General features: G+C 47.7%; 17 protein-coding genes. 9 read left to right on the forward strand and 8 right to left on the reverse strand.

The window, feature by feature from the left end:
* On the reverse strand, nt 1-203 hold a 203-nt coding region (locus H6F88_RS32910), incomplete at its 3' end, for a hypothetical protein (protein ID WP_206756446.1).
* 437 nt (nt 204-640) lie between these two features.
* Here H6F88_RS32910 and H6F88_RS14130 point away from each other — a divergent pair.
* Both H6F88_RS14130 and H6F88_RS14135 read left to right on the forward strand, forming a co-directional pair.
* Nucleotides 641-1231, forward strand: a complete 591-nt coding sequence (locus H6F88_RS14130) for a chromophore lyase CpcT/CpeT (RefSeq protein WP_190643397.1) — start codon at nt 641-643, stop codon at nt 1229-1231.
* Between the two features lie 178 nt (nt 1232-1409).
* Nucleotides 1410-2171, forward strand: a complete 762-nt coding sequence (locus H6F88_RS14135; protein WP_190643398.1) for a PspA/IM30 family protein — start codon at nt 1410-1412, stop codon at nt 2169-2171.
* A gap of 63 nt (nt 2172-2234) precedes the next feature.
* Here the strand turns inward: H6F88_RS14135 and mtnA are convergent, their stop codons facing one another.
* The 3 genes from mtnA to H6F88_RS14150 all read right to left on the reverse strand — a co-directional run bounded on the left by mtnA (nt 2235) and on the right by H6F88_RS14150 (nt 6314).
* Entirely contained in the window at nt 2235-3293 is a 1059-nt protein-coding gene (gene mtnA / locus H6F88_RS14140; RefSeq protein WP_190643399.1) for an S-methyl-5-thioribose-1-phosphate isomerase, read from the reverse strand.
* Between the two features lie 121 nt (nt 3294-3414).
* Nucleotides 3415-5601 (reverse strand): DNA methyltransferase, encoded by a 2187-nt coding sequence (locus H6F88_RS14145; protein ID WP_190643400.1) that lies wholly within the window; start codon nt 5599-5601, stop codon nt 3415-3417.
* A complete protein-coding gene (locus tag H6F88_RS14150; protein WP_190643401.1) occupies nt 5598-6314 on the reverse strand; it encodes an SOS response-associated peptidase in 717 nt (238 codons plus the stop codon). The genes H6F88_RS14145 and H6F88_RS14150 overlap by 4 nt, the downstream gene beginning before the upstream one ends.
* Before the next feature lie 118 nt (nt 6315-6432).
* Between H6F88_RS14150 and H6F88_RS14155 the strand changes: the two genes are divergently transcribed.
* Both H6F88_RS14155 and H6F88_RS14160 read left to right on the forward strand, forming a co-directional pair.
* On the forward strand, nt 6433-8562 hold the full coding sequence (locus H6F88_RS14155; RefSeq protein WP_190643402.1) for a PAS domain S-box protein: 2130 nt from the start codon (nt 6433-6435) through the stop codon (nt 8560-8562).
* A gap of 130 nt (nt 8563-8692) precedes the next feature.
* Entirely contained in the window at nt 8693-9826 is a 1134-nt protein-coding gene (locus H6F88_RS14160) for an ATP-binding protein (RefSeq protein WP_190643403.1), read from the forward strand.
* A gap of 111 nt (nt 9827-9937) precedes the next feature.
* Here the strand turns inward: H6F88_RS14160 and H6F88_RS14165 are convergent, their stop codons facing one another.
* Nucleotides 9938-10732 carry a PD-(D/E)XK nuclease family protein gene (locus tag H6F88_RS14165; RefSeq protein ID WP_190643404.1) on the reverse strand — a complete coding sequence of 265 codons (795 nt, stop codon included), beginning with the start codon at nt 10730-10732 and terminating at the stop codon, nt 9938-9940.
* A 285-nt stretch (nt 10733-11017) separates the two neighbouring features.
* Between H6F88_RS14165 and H6F88_RS14170 the strand changes: the two genes are divergently transcribed.
* The 3 genes from H6F88_RS14170 to H6F88_RS14180 all read left to right on the forward strand — a co-directional run bounded on the left by H6F88_RS14170 (nt 11018) and on the right by H6F88_RS14180 (nt 13235).
* Nucleotides 11018-12193: a M20 family metallopeptidase gene (locus H6F88_RS14170; RefSeq protein ID WP_190643507.1), complete on the forward strand. Its 1176-nt coding sequence runs from the start codon at nt 11018-11020 to the stop codon at nt 12191-12193.
* A gap of 187 nt (nt 12194-12380) precedes the next feature.
* The gene (locus H6F88_RS14175) at nt 12381-12635 is read left to right on the forward strand and encodes a hypothetical protein (protein ID WP_190643405.1); all 255 of its coding nucleotides are present in this window, start codon (nt 12381-12383) and stop codon (nt 12633-12635) included.
* A gap of 192 nt (nt 12636-12827) precedes the next feature.
* Nucleotides 12828-13235 (forward strand): hypothetical protein, encoded by a 408-nt coding sequence (locus H6F88_RS14180; protein ID WP_199313735.1) that lies wholly within the window; start codon nt 12828-12830, stop codon nt 13233-13235.
* A gap of 14 nt (nt 13236-13249) precedes the next feature.
* Here H6F88_RS14180 and H6F88_RS14185 read toward each other — a convergent pair whose 3' ends face one another.
* Nucleotides 13250-14275 (reverse strand): ABC transporter permease, encoded by a 1026-nt coding sequence (locus H6F88_RS14185; protein ID WP_190643406.1) that lies wholly within the window; start codon nt 14273-14275, stop codon nt 13250-13252.
* A 39-nt stretch (nt 14276-14314) separates the two neighbouring features.
* Here H6F88_RS14185 and H6F88_RS32655 point away from each other — a divergent pair, with 39 nt between their 5' ends.
* Nucleotides 14315-14482 (forward strand): hypothetical protein, encoded by a 168-nt coding sequence (locus tag H6F88_RS32655; protein ID WP_199333608.1) that lies wholly within the window; start codon nt 14315-14317, stop codon nt 14480-14482.
* An 88-nt stretch (nt 14483-14570) separates the two neighbouring features.
* Nucleotides 14571-14798, forward strand: a complete 228-nt coding sequence (locus tag H6F88_RS14195) for a DUF2283 domain-containing protein (RefSeq protein ID WP_190643407.1) — start codon at nt 14571-14573, stop codon at nt 14796-14798.
* A 31-nt stretch (nt 14799-14829) separates the two neighbouring features.
* On the opposite strand, the gene H6F88_RS14200 is transcribed toward H6F88_RS14195, so the two are convergent.
* Nucleotides 14830-16500 (reverse strand): ABC transporter substrate-binding protein, encoded by a 1671-nt coding sequence (locus tag H6F88_RS14200; protein WP_190643408.1) that lies wholly within the window; start codon nt 16498-16500, stop codon nt 14830-14832.
* 169 nt (nt 16501-16669) lie between these two features.
* Nucleotides 16670-18010, reverse strand: a complete 1341-nt coding sequence (locus tag H6F88_RS14205; protein ID WP_190643409.1) for a hypothetical protein — start codon at nt 18008-18010, stop codon at nt 16670-16672.
* Nucleotides 18011-18084 lie beyond the last annotated feature (74 nt).

Here is an 18084-nt window from a genome sequence, read left to right on the forward strand (position 1 = left end):
CATCCCGAACTCGGTCGTGAAACATCGCTGCGGCAAAGATAGTTGAGGGGTTGCCCTCCGCAAAAATAGCTCGGCGCCAGGTTATTAATTAAAAAACCACGAATTCCTCCTTCAATAAAGCGAAGGAGGAATTTGTGGTTTACATCATTAGAGCTTGCTGAAATAGCAAGGGTTGTTTCTAGATTAATAGCGCTTAGCAGCACACGCTGATTATCTTTAATGAATTAGGCAAAACGACTCGTGAGGACGGGTATCGTTGGTAGTTTTCCAGATACTCCGGTACTGCCCAGGATTTTCCACAAGTATTCCCGGCTGGTTGACTGACAAATCTTCGGATGTAGGTTGGGTGAAACAACGTGAAACCTAACGCCCACCTAAATTCTGTTGGGTGACGCATTCGCTTCACCCAACCTGCGCTATACCTACAGTACGCCCAAGATTTTCCACAAATATTTCCAGGTTTAGTGAGATACGACCCTCTAAACCTGGAAATACTTATAGTTGTACTGCCTCTGTACACTAACCAGTTGGAGCAACTATAGCACTTGAGCGAAATAGAACGCATAGTTGAACGGCATGAAAGAGTTGTATCTGAATCAGCAAAACATCAAGATTAAATTACTGATATTGAGATTAATTCATGTCTAATTTCCAAACTTTGACAGCTCTGGTGCAGTGGTTAGCGGGAGAGTTTGACAATCGCAAGCAGGCATTTGAACAGCCTGCTTGGTTTGTGCATTTGCGACTCTGGCAGCGTCCTTTACGACAGCGAATCCAAGGGAAATTGGCACTGTTTGCAGAGCAGGCGAATGCGCTCTATTTAAATCAACCTTATCGTCAGCGAGTTGTTGTGTTCTCGGAGAATGGCGATCGCTTGCAAGCTCAATATCTAGCACTCAAACACCCTAATCAGTTTCAAGGTGCAGGTGCTGATACTGATTTGTTGAATAAGTTAGAAGCTTCTGATCTGGAGCCACTGCTTGGTTGTGTACTGGATATCACTCTACAAGACAATATGTTCAAGGCGCGGCCCTTACCCGAAAGCAAGTGCTGCTTTGAGTATGAGGGCACAACTCGCCAAGTGGTGTTGGGGTTTGATGTTGGCTTAAATTCTTTTGCAAGCTATGATCGCGGCGTTGACCCTGAAACAGGGCAAGCACTATGGGGAGCTTTAATGGGCCCCTATGAATTTAGTAAGTGTGAAGATTTTGCGGCTGAGCTACCTGAATAGCGCCAGTATTGAGTTGTTCACCAACCTGCTGCAATCCCTAACTTTTGGTCAACCTTGTGAAATCGCAAGGTGCGATACTATGAGATTAACTTTGGAGATGTAGGATGTGAAAGGTTTAGAAACGCTTCATAGCGCTTTTATCTTCACCCTTAGCAGCCAGGATTAGCGGAGATCTGTTATGGGACTTTTTGACCGGATCGCTCGTGTGATTCGTGCCAACTTGAATAGCCTGGTCGGACAGGCGGAAGATCCAGAAAAAATTTTGGAGCAGACTGTACTGGACATGCAGGAGGATCTGATTAAGCTGCGGCAGTCGGTAGCACAGGCGATCGCCACTCAAAAGCGAACTGAGCGACAGGCAGCTCAGTCTGAAAAAACTGCGAATGAGTGGTATCAGCGAGCGCAGCTGGCGTTGCAGAAAGGGGATGATAGCCTAGCACGGGAGGCTCTGACTCGCCGCAAGTCCTATCAGGAAACGGCTGATGCGCTAAAGGGGCAATTGTCTCAACAAAACAGCGTTGTTACGAAGCTGCGGCAAAACATGATGACCCTAGAGAGCAAAATCTCTGAGGCAAAAACCAAGAAGGATATGTATATTGCTCGCGCCCGCTCTGCCAAAGCATCTCAGCAAATCAACGACATGATGGGGCGTGTGGGTACAGGTAGTGCCATGGCTGCATTTGAGCGCATGGAAGAGAAAGTGATGCAGCTTGAGGCTCAGTCTGAAGCGATCGCCGAGTTGGGTACCGACGACCTAGAGAAACAGTTTGCAGCACTAGAGGGTGGCGGCGACATTGACGCAGAACTGGCTGCCATGAAAGCGCAACTTTCCTCTGGTGCAGCTCCGGCTAGCTTGCCGTCTAGTAAACCTTCATCGTCTAATGCTTCTGAAACTGATCCAGAGTTAGAAAAGCTGCGTTCTCAACTTGAAGACGCATAAACTTGAGTAGCGGCAAAGTGAAGATTCAGAATTAATTTGCTTTAAGGATTGAGGTAAGCAATCCTAGACAACCTGCTGAGTCTGAAACTGAGCTAGTTGGCTGGGAGAAATCGAGCCGTGTTCAGTGATGATAGCGGTGACTAGGTTAGCTGGAGTGACATCGAAAGCGGGATTGTAAAAATCGGCTCCGGGCGGACAAATGATGGTATCGCCGATTTGAAAAACCTCTTCAGGATCACGCTCCTCAATGGGGATTTCACGGCCATCACTAAGCTTGAAGTCAACTGTAGACAGCGGAGCCGCAACAAAGAACGGAATGTTGTGGGCTTTGGCAACTAGGGCGACATTATAAGTCCCAATTTTGTTTGCAGTATCGCCGTTTGCGGCAATTCGGTCAGCCCCAACGACGACTGCGTCAACCATGCCTCTTTGCATACAGTGAGCCGCCATGCCATCCGTGATAACAGTCACTGGAATTCCTTCTTGCACGCATTCCCATGCAGTTAGCTTTGCGCCCTGTAAGCGGGGACGAGTTTCATCTGCATAGACCCTTTCTAAGCGACCGTTGTACCAGGCCGATCGCACTACGCCTAAGGCGGTCCCATATCCCGCAGTTGCTAGCGCCCCGGCATTGCAGTGGGTGAGAATCCGCAGTTTAGCAGGGGTAGAGGGCAAAACTTCTAGTCCGCGATCGCCAATTGCCCGACAAGTCTGCAAATCTTCTGCGTTGATTGTCTGAGCCATGTTGAGTAAAGACTGCCGCAAATGCTCAACGGGTCCAATCGTTTGACGTGCTGTTTTCAGCATCCGGTCGATCGCCCAAAACAGATTCACGGCTGTGGGTCGCGTCGCCCTCAGCTTTTGAGCAACTGCTTCCAAGCGGGTCAAGAACTCATCCCGGCTGTCAGTTTCAATCTCACGAGCACCCAAATACATGCCATAAGCCGCAGCAACTCCAATTGCAGGCGCACCTCTCACAATCATGGTTTTAATTGCTAGTGCCATATCGTCACAGCGACTAATTTCGACGACAGCATATTCACCCGGTAAGCGAGTTTGGTCAATGAGCAAAACGCAGTTGCCCTGCCAGACAACGGGATAAACCTGATTTGTGAGTGACATTGGATTTTCAGAAGGAGAGGGTAAAAATATCTTAACTCTTGAGGATAAATGTCGCGACAAAGCGCTAAAAATAGCAATCGCAGTTAGCTCAAGTGTTCGAGGTCAGAGGGAGATAATACCGCTACTGAGCAGAAACCCTCTCATGGGGAACGCAGGCTAACACTATCTCGGTTTCTGCTTCCGTAAGACCATACAGTTCGCAAACAAGCTGATCGATTTGTTGATCAACCGCATTGATTTGATGGTGGAATTCCTGTAACCCTGCTGGCTTTGCAGGCTCTTGTTGAGCTGACGCCAACAACATTTGTTCAACCAACCAGATTAGCTGGTTATAGCGATCGCTCCCCTTTTCCCCTTCCCCATCTCCCCAACAAATCGGTATCTGTTTCAACTGCGGCGGACCCACACGCAGATAACCACCGCTGAGGCTATTGCTAGCAAAACTGCTAGTGAAATAGAAGCGAATCAGCTTGCTGTTGAGTATGCCTAACAAATAGCGCAAGTCAATTTCGGATTGAATGATTGAAGTTGACTTTGCAGCCAAAACTGTACCCGCCGAGTCCAAGGCACACTCCAGCTGCCTTGTCATTCCTGCGACTAGAATTTTGGGGGCGATCGCCTGCTGTTCTCGTTTGCGCGGTAGGTGCTGACGTAAATGGGCTGGAATCACCGGATGCAAGTAAGACGCGCCCAAATAGCGCAATCGCTTTCTCCCCCACAAAAAACAGTAACGATCGAGCGTGCCGCTGTTGACTAGTTGCAGATCTTCAGGAGTAGGAGCTTGGCTTTCCTGAATTAGCGGCTGAATTGCGTAAGCTTCGGCAACAGTTGCGGCTCCTAGGACTTGGGCGATTGCACCTAAAGGTAGAAACTGCCGCAGTCGCAACATCAAGTCTGCCTGCTGCGGCTCAAGTGTAACTAGCCAGGGCAAGCTTCTCTCAACAGCCTGCTCAGAATCAAACGGCTTAGCGTTAGATGGGTCGAACTCTATGACTGGAGAAACAATGTGAGAATGGGCAACTTCTTCCACACTTTGCATTAACTCATAGTGAATCTTTGACGATGTGAAGGGAGTGCCTTTTTGCACCACATACACCAGCGGATAAACAGCTACTTCAAATACTGAGACACGGGAGTAGTCTCGAATTGAAAGAAGCTGGTTGTGCTGTAGGAGCGATCGCGCCCCTGCTGCATAGTCTGCCGACAGCAGTTTGTTTGGCACGATCAGACTACTTAATCCGCCGGGTTTACATAGTTGCAGCGCCTTTTCAATAAACACACAAAAGATGTCCCAGTTGCCAGCGGCCGCGTTGTAGTGAGTCATGCAATAGTGACGGCAATGGGGCAACCATCGCGTCATCGTTTCTGAGTCAATGTAAGGCGGGTTGCCAATCACCACCTCAAACCCTCCCGATTGCATCGCTTGCGGAAATGCGGTTTGCCAATCTAGCGGATGAAGTGCTTCTCGTTGCAGCGCTTTGTGTTGCGGACAAGCATCTTGCCCGACGATCGCATTGCCCACTTGAATGTTGTGGCTGAGGTCGGGCAGTTGGTCCAAATCAGGGTGAGGCAGAGATTCTAGCAACTTCAGCAATAGGGATAACCGTGTCACCTCAACTGCTTGTGGATCAAGGTCAACGCCATAAAGTTGATTGATCAGAATTTGACTACGCTCTGTCTGGGTGAGAGTTTCCTTGTGGTCTAGCAAAACTTGATAAGCTGTCAGCAAAAAAATGCCGCCTCCACAGGCAGGATCAAGAATTCGCAGCGGGGTTTGGTCGTTTTCAGGACACGATTTGAGCAAATGTCCAACGGTGTTTTGGATGATGTAATGAGCGATCGCTCTCGGTGTGTAATAAGCCCCAGCAGACTTTCGCCTGCCAATTTTGGGCAATTTTGCTCCAGGATTAATTTCCTTTGCTAAAAATATCTCGTGAAGTTGCCCCAATGTCTCAATGGGAATCGTGTCACCACAAGAGACAAATTGAGCAAAACGACTGCACAGGTCACGCAGCAAATGGTCCGCAACGCTCAGGTGAAGCTGCTGTGGATCGATTGAGAGATTGCTCAAGCCCACCCTACGCCAGTACTGCGTCAAACGGGCATAGAGATCTGTTTGTTGGGAAATTTGCTGAAGCTGACCGGGTGCAACAATTCTCCGATTTTCACAAATTGTCAGACAAAGCGTGACTAATACAATCCGCTGGGCAATTTGGCTGGCTCCATTGGGCAACTCAGGATGAGTCAGCATCAGATCGTGGGCGATCGCTTCCCAAGCCCGCTCAGCCTGCTTCAGCAGTGCTTTCATACCTGTTCCGCAATGCTTGCTTCAGCGAGAGGCTGAATACAGTCAGGGCTATCGTGAGTTGCACGGTTGACCTGACTACTTACGGGATAACGCTCCATGCCTTGAGCAGAATGAGGACACAGCAAAGCCTGTAGCAGATCAGGTTTAGACATTGGGGAAAGCCAGCGATCGTAGTTTGGTTCATCTAAGATTACGGGCATTCGGTTGTGAATCGGCTCCATTAACTCGCTGGCTTCTGTCGTCAGGATGGTGCAAGAGTCAATGGTGTCCCCTTCAGAGCTTTGCCAGTGTTCCCACAGCCCAGCAAAAGCAAAGGGATGGCGATGCGAAGCAGTTCCCTCTTTGGGGTAATCGCTGCAACAGAAATAAAATGGCTGCTTCTGTTTTTCCACCTTTTTCCACTCGTAAAATCCGTCCGTCACAATTAAACATCGCCTGCGCTTAAAGGCAGCCCGAAAGGCAGGTTTCTCGGAGACGGTTTCGGCTCTAGCGTTGATCATTTTTGCCCCAATTTTGGGGTCTTTTGCCCAGGAAGGAATCAAGCCCCAATAGAAATGTGTAAATTGTCGCTGTTCTTGGTCGTCCAGCACTACGGCAGCAATGGGCTGAGTAGGGGCAATGTTGTAGCGCGGCGGCAGGTCGGGCACCTCGGCTAGCCGAAAGTGATTGGCGATCGCCTCACTCGTTTGGCTCAAAGTAAATCTTCCACACATAGCTCTAAAAGTTATTTTGAATTGCGATCAGGGTCTGAATCCAATGTAAAACTAAATGTAGGTCAATGTGTTTCCAGCCGCGCTTATCAAAAACGATTGATCAGTTGAGAAACCTGCCGTGAAAGCACTTCCTGAAAGAATTGTTGCTGCTGGATTTGGTCTAGCGATATTTTTGCTATGTGGCGTTAGCATCGCGTCTTATTTCCAACTTCAAAAGCTAGTTAAAAATAAGCAATGGATAATTCACACCTACAAGGTAATTGGATCAATTGACAATGCTTTTGAAGCAATAAGCGAGGCAGAAAACGCCCATCGAGACTATCTGAGTACTCGGCGGAAAGTTGACCTGGACAAATATCATACCAGCGTAAAAAAAGCTACTCAGTCAATTGAACAAACTCGGCAACTAACCATCGACAATCCAACTCAACAGCAGCGACTCGAACGCCTTGAACCTCTAATCGAAAAAAGATTAGCTTTGCTCGATCAGTCAGTCAGTCTAATTCAGCACAATCAGCTAGAAACGCCTGCACGGATTGCCTTTATCGAACAAGGCGGAGCTGTTCAACCAGAGATTAGGTCAGGCTTACAATCCCTTAAAATTGAGGAGTATGCCTTGCTACAAGAACGAGCAGCAGCAACCGGCTTTTCTAATATTTGTTTGGTAATTTGTATCGGTTATTTTTCTAGTTTTATTTTGCTGATTTGGGTTTATCGATTACTTAACAAACAAATTGGTGTCAGCAAAGCCCTATCTGAAGAGGCAATTCGTCTAGAGCAGCAAGCTACAAAATCAAAACTAGAAAACATTCTGGAAAGAATTACCGATGCTTTTGTCGCCCTCGACCCTGAGTGGCGATATACCTATGTTAACCAGCGGGCAGGACACATCTTCAATCGTGATACTAAAGAATTAGTTGGTAAAAATATTTGGGAAGAGTTCCCTAAAGGAATTGGGCAGAAGCTTTATCATGCCTACTACCAAGCAGTAACTGAACAGAGAATGGTTCAACTGGAGGAATATTATCCACTCTGGGATAAATGGTTTGAAAGTCGGATCTACCCATCCCGTGAAGGACTGCTGATTTTTTTTCAAGATATTACCGCGCGAAAACAAGCAGAAATCGCGTTAACTCAGAGTGAACAGCGCTATCGGTCTTTAGCAATCGCCTCTGCTCAAGTCATCTGGCTCAGCGATGCAAACGGCAAGACAGTTGGAGACACCTCTGCTTGGCAACAGCTTACTGGGCAAACCGATGCGGAGATCAAAGGGTTGGGTTGGCTAGAGGCGATTCACCCGGACAGCCGTGAACGGATTCATCAGTCTTGGCTTCAGGCGATCGCCACTCAAAGCCTGTATGAGCAAGTGCAGCCAATGCGAACCCGAGACGGCAGCTACCGTGATTTTTGGGTGAGAGGCGTTCCGGTGCGTGAGGCAGATGGCACCGTTCGAGAATGGATTGGCACTTGCACGGATATTACTGAGCGCAAACAGGCAGAAGAGGCACTGCGACAGGCAAAAGCTGAGTTAGAAATCAAAGTTCAAGAGCGCACTGGTGAATTGGTACGTTCTAATCAGGAGCTAGAACTGTTTGCTTCTGTAGCTTCCCACGATTTGCAGGAGCCACTTCGGGCAATTTCGGGCTTTACTCAACTTCTGATGCAAGATTTGCCAGCCGATCTTCTGGACGAATCAACAAAAGAATACATGCATTGGATTGTGGACGGAACGCAACGAATGCAGCAGTTGATTCATGATTTGCTCGCCTACTCACGGGTAGGCACTCACGATTTGGTGCTTACTCCAACCGATTGCAACGAGGTGCTGGAGCAAGTTTCACGTAATTTGCAGGTGGCGATCGCCGAAAATAATGCTGCTATCTTCCATGACTCACTTCCTATGGTTATTGCAGATAAAACTCAATTGATTCAACTCTTTCAAAATTTGATTGGTAATGCTATCAAATTTCGGCGTAAGGAACCGCCCAAAATCTATATTCGGGTAGAGCAAACTGCCTCAGAGCAAATCTTTAGTATTCGCGACAATGGAATTGGCATTCAACCTCGTTATCTTGAGCAAATTTTTGAGGTGTTCAAGCGCTTATATACTCGTCAGGAATTTCCCGGTACTGGAATCGGTTTAGCAATTTGCAAAAAGATTGTAGACCGTCATGGAGGTCGCCTGTGGGCTGAATCTCAACCAGACGAAGGAACCACTTTTTATTTCACTCTACCTAATCGGGAATAGCGATTTCTTTCTTTAAGCCAATTAGAATTAGCTAACACGATACCAGACTCCTATTGCTTAAAATTTCTTGAGTCCTAATTTTTAAAGAGTTAGCATCTCAATTTATCGCAACTCTTATCAAAGAAGCGTTATGGAAAAATTTACCATTCAAATTTTATTAGTAGAAGATAGCTCCACTGATGCAAACTTATTACGTCAAATACTTTTACGGGCAAATCAACTAGGTTGGGAAATGACACACGTCGATCGATTAAGCTACGCAATTGACGCTTGTTGCGATCGCCCCTTTGATGTCGTTTTGCTTGACCTACATTTACCAGATTCCAGTGGACTAGAGACCATCACAGAATTTCGTGCTGCTATTCCTAGTCTGCCAATTGTGGTTTTAACTGCAACAGATGATGAAGAATTGGCTTTGCAGGTCATGGCAAGCGGCGCGCAAGATTACTTGGTCAAAGACCAAATTACGATTCAACTGCTGGTGCGAGCAATTCGCTATGCGATCGAGCGTGAACAGATTCTAAAACGCCTCAAAAACAGCGAACAAAACATGCTCAAAGCGCTTAATCAAGAGCGTGAACTGAACCTAATGAGAACTAACTTTATCTCAATGGTTTCCCATGAATTTCGCACACCGATGACAACAATTCGTTCTTCTACAGAGTTGCTTCAATGTCTCGGACAGCAAATTACGCCAGAAAAAAGAGAGCAATATTTCAACCGAATCCAGACGTCAATTGATCAAATGCTTGACCTATTGGATGAAGTTTTACTATTAGGCAGCAGTGGAGCAGGTGGACTAGAATACAATCCTGTTCCATTAAATTTAGAAAACTTTTGCCTGGAATTAGTTGAAGCAATGCAGCTCAATGATGGCGATCGCCATTCTATTGTTTTTACCCGTGAAGGAAACTGCACGGAAGCTGAGATGGATGTCGCTTTACTGAGGCATATTTTTATCAATCTCATCTCCAATGCAATTAAATATTCTCCGACACAAAGTAGGATTCAATTTAATCTAAATTGTCAAAATAACACTGCCTTTTTTTCTATCGAGGATCAGGGAATTGGAATTCCCGATAAAGATCAAAGCCGTCTGTTTGAAACTTTCTACCGATGTAGCAACGTGGGTAGGATTCCTGGGACAGGGTTAGGATTGGCGATCGTGAAAAAGTGTGTCGATCTGCATCGAGGCAGGATTCACGCCAGCAGCAAAATCAACGTTGGCACCAAATTTACTGTAGCTTTGCCGCTTACACCTTAAACAATAGACCTCTTGCTGAATGGGGACGCGGCAAAGCCGCGTCCCCATTCACGCTTCGAAAAACGATTCATGCAGGGAGTCTAATTAAACATGCCTATTTTCGAAGTGGAGTTAGAGGCTAAGAACAAGCTGCAATTCGGACTCTGGTTTGGCATCTTCGGGCAATGGATCGGGTTCGGCTCTGACTGCAGAACAATATCGCGCATAGGCACAGCGATCGCACTGTTCGCCAGGGAAGGGAAGCCACTTGCGATCGTGTCGCAACTCAAGGGCTAGCTCGCCAATCACACTCTCGACCTGCTGCCGATGAGAAGGCGTGACCTCAAAACTCACCTTGTTTCCAGTTCGCAGATACACTAGGCTCAAGCGTCGCAAACTACGCTGATAGCGCTGCTCTAGCGCCAGATAATACAGCCCAATTTGCAAATCCATTTCATCAGGCTGGGGTGGCTCAACCTCCTTGGTTGACTTGTAGTCAATCAGCTCCAACCCGTCTTCTAGTAAATCCAGGCGGTCATACCGTCCCGACAGAACAAACTCCAAATTCTGCACCTGTAGCGTTCCTTGAATTCTGCCTTCAACTGCTACAGGTCGGCGCATCACCGACTGACTCACAATAAAGTCGTTGTAATAACGCCTCAAAATCGATCGCCCTTCTGCCATCTGGTTTGCCGTCAGGTCTTTGGTTTGTCGGCTCCAGCAGTACTCAATCCAGTCATAGCGTGGAATCGCATCCTGGTAGTGCCATTCCTGGTAAATTTGCGCTAAAGCCTGATGGAGCGAAGTCCCCAGTGCTGCTGAGCCAAAAAACGCTGCTCCCTGTATTCGCCGCTCATAGCGGAAATAATAAGCCTGAGGGCAGTGATAGTAGGTTTGCAGTTTAGCGGCAGACAGTGTGTAGGGCATGGGTTCCAACTCAAGCTGAATGATTGGAGAGAAGGATAGGTGCTCGTACAGCCATCGCTTCTCAACCCATCATGGCACTAGATATAGAATTAGAACAGGGTACTTTTGCACTACTTGCACTAGAGATAGGGGTTGGGGGTTGGGGGTTGGGGACTAGGGATGGGGCACTAAGGTGAGGCGATCGCCCCTGAGTAGAGACTATATTTAGCGGGAATCTAACACTGCGTTTACAGTATTTCTTTTAACAACTGCTTATCATGAGGTAAAACCAATCACCCCGGAATGATGTTGAGTCGGATTAAAGATATTGCTGCGAATCTTGCCCCCCGTCTGATAGAAATTCGTCGCCACATCCACAGTCATCCTGAATTGAGCGGTCAGGAATATCAAACGGCTGCCTACGTCGCAGGAGTCCTTTCATCTTGTGGTCTGCATGTGCAAGAACTAGTTGGTAAAACGGGAGTTGTGGGTGAAATGCTCGGCTCTGGTACTGATAGTCGCCTTCTAGCAATTCGTGCAGACATGGATGCCTTGCCTATTCAAGAAAAAACCGGGTTGGAATATACCTCTCGACAAACTGGCATCATGCACGCCTGTGGTCACGATGTCCACACGACGGTAGGGCTAGGAACGGCAATGGTGTTGGCTCAGCTAGGTGAGACACTACCAGGCACGATTCGATTTCTATTTCAACCGGCTGAAGAAACTGCCCAGGGAGCAGGATGGATGGTCAAAGATGGAGTCATGCAGGATGTGTCCGCGATTTTGGCACTGCATACTTTTCCGACTATTCCCGGTGGCTGTGTTGGCATTCGCTATGGGGCACTGACTGCTGCGGCCGATGATTTGGAAATCACCATTTTAGGAGAGTCGGGACACGGGGCCCGACCGCACGAAGCAATCGACGCAATCTGGATTGCGGCCCAGGTGTTAACGACACTTCAGCAGGCAATCAGTCGCACCCACAATCCACTGCGTCCGGTTGTGCTGACGATTGGACAAATCACAGGCGGCAGGGCACCTAATGTGATTGCCGATCAGGTGAGAATGCTAGGAACAGTACGATCGCTCCATCCTGAAACCAGTGCTGCTCTGCCAACTTGGATTGAGCAAATTGTCGCTAGTGTTTGCCAGCCCTTTGGGGCACGGTACGAAATCAATTACCGGCGAGGCGTTCCCTCGGTGCAAAATGATCCGGCACTTACCCAGTTGGTAGAAGCCGCTGCTCACGAAGCTTGGGGAAGCGATCGCGTGCAGCTTCTACTAGAACCCTCCCTTGGAGCTGAAGATTTCTCTCTTTACCTAGACCACGCTCCAGGCACAATGTTTCGTCTCGGCGTCGCCTTCCCTGACCAGCCCAATTACCCGTTGCATCATCCTCAGTTTCACGTCAATGAAGCGGCGATCGTTACCGGTGTGGTCACAATGGCCTATGCCGCCTATAAGTATTGGCAAAACTAAAGCTATTTAGGGTGAGCAAAGCGATCGCGCAGCAAAATTTGTTTCTAAAATCGCGGGCTTAACTCCCCAACCCCGTGTCCAACATCCTTCAGGCAAGGACATTCTTTTTGCTGCCTTAGGAAGATGAACTGGCGTTAAGTTTCTTTGTAGACTGCTCCAAACAAGAGTGAATAATCTCCTGAGAACTATGGCATCATCCACACCGCTAAAAGGCATAGAGCTGATCGACTGCGCTAAGGCCAATGCCAAACAAGGCATCGAAACTGCTGCAGGACTGTGTGGTTATGGTCGGGATCTCAACACCTTTAAGCAGGAGCTTCAACACGCTTGTAGTCAAATTGGTGTGCAGGTTAATGAGTTGAGCGATCTGATTACAGATCAGCAAGTCATTCGTCAAGGGGAGGGAGTAGAAGTAGCACCCGACACCCCTTCAGAGCTGTAGTCCAATTCAAATTCAAATAATTCCTATTATTTTGTTGAATCTACCCACTTTAAATGGGTATTTTTCCCGTCGTGGAAAGGACGTTTATTTCTTAAGCTATTTAATAGCAAGGTTTAACTTGTGCATCACTTGCACGAATGCAAGTAACAATGCGCTTCTCAAGTTAAATCCAGAGTTTCCTGAGGCCCGTAGGTGATCCACACTAAAATTGCCGAATCAACACAGCATCACATCAACCCGCAGGGTGTGCAGGTGAACTATTCAGACTCCGTTATTGGAGCAGCGATTTTTGATTTAAGCGGTTTGCCTAAAGAATATTTCACAACGGCTGACAGTGGTGATATTGGCTGGGTGCAGACGATTTTTCAGGCGCTGGGGCTACAGTCTTTACTCGTTTCGTCTTTACAGTTAGAAGGGTTCCGTCATGCTGTGATTCATGGGGCGGGCTACTGTGCAATTGTAGTCAGGCAGCGGGCACGTTATACAGCCTTGTTGGTGCGTCAAGCTGACTTTAAAGAACTTTCAAGCTCTTTTGTTCACTGGATGCAAGACCTTGAACCGACTATTTTAAGAGCCAATCCTCGTTTCAATGCGGTTTAACTAACTGTTCTGCATTAGTAGCGAATCCGAGGATCGACGTAGGCGTTGAAGATATCAATCAAAATGCTGGCGATCGCCACAATCACGCCAAAAAACACCATAATCCCCTGTACGACAGGATAATCCCGGAACCCAATCGCTTCGTATAGCCGATTAGCCAGTCCTGGCCAGGAAAAAGTCACCTCCGTTAAAATTGCGCCTCCCAGCAGTGAGGCGATCGTCAATCCCAATACTGTAATCAGCGGAATCATCGCATTTTTCAGCGCATGAGTCATGACGATTTGCCGTTCAGGAATGCCTCGCGCGCGCGCCGCTTCTACGTAGTCTGACCGCAGCGTTTGCTTCAGGTTTACTCGCACAATTCGTTCAAACACGCCGCTCAATAGAATTCCTAGGGTCAAACTGGGCAGCGCCAAGTAATACAAGCTTGTGAACAACGCTCCAAAATTTGCCTGCAACAGGCTATCAATCACGTATAGCCCAGTTAGCCGATCGGGAGGCGTGAACGACAGCGGAAAGCGAGTGCCAATCGGAAACCAGCGCAACTGCACAGCAAACACAAGCTGCAACAGCATTCCCACCCAATAGGTTGGCAGGGCGTAGGTAATGATGCCAAACAGCCGTCCTCCTGCATCGACAGGCGTGTTTGGTTTGGATGCAGCCAATGCACCAACGCTCACCCCCACCAGTACTGCGATAATTGCACCCAACACCGTTAGTTCGACGGTAGCCGGAAAATATTGCAGAATAATTTCCCAAACCGACTGTCCCTGGCTGGTGAGCGATGTGCCTAGATCAAGCCTGAGCAAATCTTTCAGGTAATCGACGTATTGCAGCCAAAGCGGGTCGTCTAAACCGAGGCGCGATCGTAATGCTTCCTTCGCCGCCTCTGGTGCCCTGCCGCCTAAAATCACATCAACCGGATCACCTGGCGTTGCCCGCAACAACAAAAACACCAGCGTCACGATCGTCCAGAGCATCAACGGCGCAAGCAACACACGAGAGAGAATATAGTAACCCAGGGCGGTAGAACGAGACATGAAACTTATTGGTATCGGTTTACTAAGCTATTCTGAAACATGAAAAGCACTCAATATTTTAGGGAGTTTGCTTCTCAGAAGCATCCTGAAGTTTTACCAGAATGGATAGAGCGTGTGCTAGCTAATCCAATTAAGCAAGAAATGCAGCCTCATAACCGTATCGCCTTCTGGGGCAACATTGAAGAAGCAGAAGGTCGGGTTCTATGAGTCATTACGCTAGACGATGGAGAAACTGTTCACAATGTTTTTTTGACCGTAACTTTTATAAACGACAACAGCGAGGAGAGGAGTCACAGTGAAGATTCAATATTTTCCTGAAACCGATACGTTGGCGATCGAGCTAACCAACAAACCTGTAGCCTCTACTGACGCAATTACTCATGATCTAATCCTGGATTATGACGAACAGGGTAAACCTGTAGCGATTACACTTGACAACTGCTCTAAAAACGTTGATTCTGTTCATCTTCAAACTCTTAATTTGCCTTTAATAAGTTCAAATTACGAACAGATCGGAAGGTGAGGGAGGGCGATCGCCCTCCCTCACATCATTCCTATTTAGAAATTTGCCAGAGCAAGAACTGCTGAGTTGGCTCGATGCTGACGTTTTCTATCCCGTCTTGAACAAAGACATAATCTTTGTTTTGCCAGAGGGGAATGTAAGGAACATCTTCAGCAGATAAGTCTTGCAGTTCAGTGAAGACGGCATCACGAGCAGCGGGGTCTTGCTCTGCCCGTTCTTGCGTGATCAGGTCATTTGCTTTTTGGCTGTAGTAGAAGGAGCCGTTGCCCTGACTTGCACCTTTCTCGCAAAGCGTTTCGGGTGAACCCTGGTCGCAGCTAAAGAAAGGCTGGGTGAAGTTATCCGGGTCGTAGAAGTCGGGATACCAGTTGAGCAAAACGGTTTCGTAGAGCCCGGTGTCAACCCCTTCAGAGAGCGTGGCACGTTCTGCGCTGTTGACAGCAACGGTGACTAAGCCTGGAAGCCCTTGTTCAATCGATTCCTTAAGCGTGTTGGCGATGATGCTGCGCTCGGTGGAGGCAGAGGGATACCAGATTTCAAGGTTGAGCGGGTTGGATTCCGAATATCCGGCTTCTTCCAGGAATGCTCTGGCTTTGTTGAAATCGCCATCCCCGTAAGCTTGCTCAAAGACAGGTTTATAAATCTCGAAACTAGTCGGAATCATGCTGTAGAGCGGCTCTGCGTTGCCTTGAAAGACTCGCTCGTTGATCAGGTTGCGGTCGATCATCGCAGCGATCGCCTTTCTTACATTTAGATCACTGGTTGGCTCAATCTTCTGGTTTAGCGTCATGTAGTTGATTACATTCGTGCCAGCTTCGATCACTTCCCAACCGCCGCTTTCCTCCTCTCGTTGCAGGCTGGCAATCTGGTCAGGGTCAAGCGTTTGGTAAGCAATGTCTAATCCGCTCGTGCGGAAGGTGTTGTACAGGTTTGCTGGGCTTGCGTAAATTTGAATGTCGATGCCCTGATTAGCCGGAGGTTCGCCCCAGTAGTCCTCGTTCACATCCAGCTTGATCGAGTCGGCATTGAGGGAAGCGAGTTTGTAAGGTCCGGTGCCAATGAAGGAGTCAGGTTTGAAGCTGCCTTCGCCAATTTCGTAGGCATCAGGTGGAACTGGGGTTACGCCCCAAAAGGACAGGAGTGCCGGGAATCCAGCAAACTCAGCCTTGAGTGTGATGGTCAGTTCGTATTCACCAGAAGCTTCAACCGAATTGACTACGTCTCCTAGCAAGAAGGCTGGTCCGCCCCCATTTTGAATGAAGCGATCGATAGAAAATTTCATCACTTCGGCGTTAAAGGCAGTGCCATCATGCAGCGTTACGCCTTCTCGCAGCGGAATGGTGTAGGTCAATCCGTCATCGCTAACGGTTGGCATCTCGGTTGCCAGTTGGGGAACTAGGTCTGTGGTGCCAGGTTCGTAGGTGTAGAGGCGATCGCCCATGTTGTAGAGCAAGATGCCTGTAAAAATTGTGTAGGCATCTGCCGGATCAAGCGTTTCCACTTTTTGCGTCGTGCCCATTGTGATCCGACTGCTGCCTGCTTCCCCGCTAGCGGCTGGGCTGGCGGGTTGCTCGGTATCAAGCGCACCACCACAGCCGACAATCAGTGCAATACAAAGGCTGAATAGCGTAAAGAATTGGAGGAGCGATCGCCACCCCCGCCGAGAAAAGCCAAACCGACCCGCAAAACCAGACCCGCTCATAAACTCCACCTGGATATCCCAATACAGCTTGTCATCTGTCTATATCCAGAACTTTATACACTGCTAGCAGCAATAACTCAATCAGAATCGGCACATCTGACTAATGACCCTGTGCTCAGAGTTAGCTTTTTGAAAGCCTACAGTGCGTTGATTTTAAATTTGCTAAAGGTCAACTTAATTCCGCTAAAACTCGACCGTCACTTCCTAAAAATTTGACCTGACAAACTCCTGCATTTTTAGGTAGCATCACACTAAAAATCCCGTTAATAACCTGATCCTTTAAGGTTTCTCCAGTACCAAAAGTTACTTCGACAGCAACGGCTTCGGCGGGTGCAAATAAATTTCTATATTCAAAAGTACTGCCAGCATAGAAGGTATAGCTTTCATCAGCAGCAGTTGCAGCAGGTACCGACGGATTTCTCAACGGATTTCTACATTCAAAGGTGCTTCCGAAGTAGAAGGTGGAGTTCCCATCTTGGGTTTTATTTGACGTCATAAGAGAAGTACTTCTTAAAGTTTCTCCTTCTGATAAAAAGGGCGCACTAAAACTCAAGAGAGGACTATAGCTAAAGCCTCTCCAGACATTTCCTCGTCGAACTAGAGATTTGAAGTCGTAATTTATAGGGTGCTCAAAATAAGGAGCCTCCACTTGCTGCCAACTGGCGTTCCTTTGCTCAACAGTTTCCATTCCGATCACAGCAGACTGTATTGCTCTACTGTCAGTGCGACAAAGCAGCCTGAAAAACACAACTTGTTGGTACGGTGGATATTGAACTGCATGCAGAATCCGAAAGTCTCCAAGAACCTGAGCTTTCTGTCGAATTTCCCGATTGGGACAAAGGTCACCGGAGAAGTAAGAATGACGAACGATATCTTCAGGACTAGATGCAACAGGCGCGTAGGTAAAATTGTTGTCAACCGTTGGCAACTGGTTACTATCCTGCTGTAGAATCAGACCGTTTTCACCTAAGACTCTGATTTCACGAACCTCAGTGGCTTCTGGTGACGCTATTGCAAACACACCATCTTTGTTCTCCTGTCGCAAGCTTTCTCCTGTATCAAAGATGACTTCTATAGCTGTCACATCAGGGCTAAGAATTTCACCATAGATCATGGGAGGGCGATCGCTCTGTTTGTTCTCACGGTTCACCGTCCCGTATTCGACGTATTCTTGAGAAAACTCTGGTAAGACCTCAAGGTGAGACCCAAGTTCGGCCGATCGCCACCCTAAACTTTTGCGCTCCAGAACTTCGTAGCCTAAGAAGCTTCTTCTAGCTCGACTAATACTGCTATCTCCGTCAAAGCAATTGAGCCGATAGATGGCGATCGTCTCCTGTAACTGTGTTTGAGTTCCGACAAGATGAAAATCTTTTGCTGTCCAATCTTCTGAACAGATGGTACTTAGCTCTCGACGAATCGCTGCTCTAGCACTCAGAGAAAAATAATACAAGCTATAGCCAGAAACAACGCTCAGCAGCAAGCCACCTAGAGCAATCCATAGTCGTTTCATAGCACTTTCCCTGGATAGAATAGCAATCCTAAATCAGTTATGAGATGAGCGAGTTATAAGAAACTCACCTCTTT

The sequence above is a fragment of the Oculatella sp. FACHB-28 genome, assembly GCF_014696015.1.
Taxonomy (GTDB): Bacteria; Cyanobacteriota; Cyanobacteriia; order Elainellales; family Elainellaceae; genus JAAUTN01.

Excerpts from the sequence above, each read along its gene's own strand:
- H6F88_RS14130 (WP_190643397.1), top strand. The coding sequence starts at position 641 with ATGTCTAATTTCCAAACTTTGACAGCTCTGGTGCAGTGGTTAGCGGGA.
- H6F88_RS14135 (WP_190643398.1), top strand. The coding sequence starts at position 1,410 with ATGGGACTTTTTGACCGGATCGCTCGTGTGATTCGTGCCAACTTGAAT.
- mtnA (WP_190643399.1), bottom strand. The coding sequence starts at position 3,293 with ATGTCACTCACAAATCAGGTTTATCCCGTTGTCTGGCAGGGCAACTGC.
- H6F88_RS14145 (WP_190643400.1), bottom strand. The coding sequence starts at position 5,601 with ATGAAAGCACTGCTGAAGCAGGCTGAGCGGGCTTGGGAAGCGATCGCC.
- H6F88_RS14150 (WP_190643401.1), bottom strand. The coding sequence starts at position 6,314 with ATGTGTGGAAGATTTACTTTGAGCCAAACGAGTGAGGCGATCGCCAAT.
- H6F88_RS14160 (WP_190643403.1), top strand. The coding sequence starts at position 8,693 with ATGGAAAAATTTACCATTCAAATTTTATTAGTAGAAGATAGCTCCACT.
- H6F88_RS14165 (WP_190643404.1), bottom strand. The coding sequence starts at position 10,732 with ATGCCCTACACACTGTCTGCCGCTAAACTGCAAACCTACTATCACTGC.
- H6F88_RS14170 (WP_190643507.1), top strand. The coding sequence starts at position 11,018 with ATGTTGAGTCGGATTAAAGATATTGCTGCGAATCTTGCCCCCCGTCTG.
- H6F88_RS14175 (WP_190643405.1), top strand. The coding sequence starts at position 12,381 with ATGGCATCATCCACACCGCTAAAAGGCATAGAGCTGATCGACTGCGCT.
- H6F88_RS14185 (WP_190643406.1), bottom strand. The coding sequence starts at position 14,275 with ATGTCTCGTTCTACCGCCCTGGGTTACTATATTCTCTCTCGTGTGTTG.
- H6F88_RS32655 (WP_199333608.1), top strand. The coding sequence starts at position 14,315 with ATGAAAAGCACTCAATATTTTAGGGAGTTTGCTTCTCAGAAGCATCCT.
- H6F88_RS14200 (WP_190643408.1), bottom strand. The coding sequence starts at position 16,500 with ATGAGCGGGTCTGGTTTTGCGGGTCGGTTTGGCTTTTCTCGGCGGGGG.
- H6F88_RS14205 (WP_190643409.1), bottom strand. The coding sequence starts at position 18,010 with ATGAAACGACTATGGATTGCTCTAGGTGGCTTGCTGCTGAGCGTTGTT.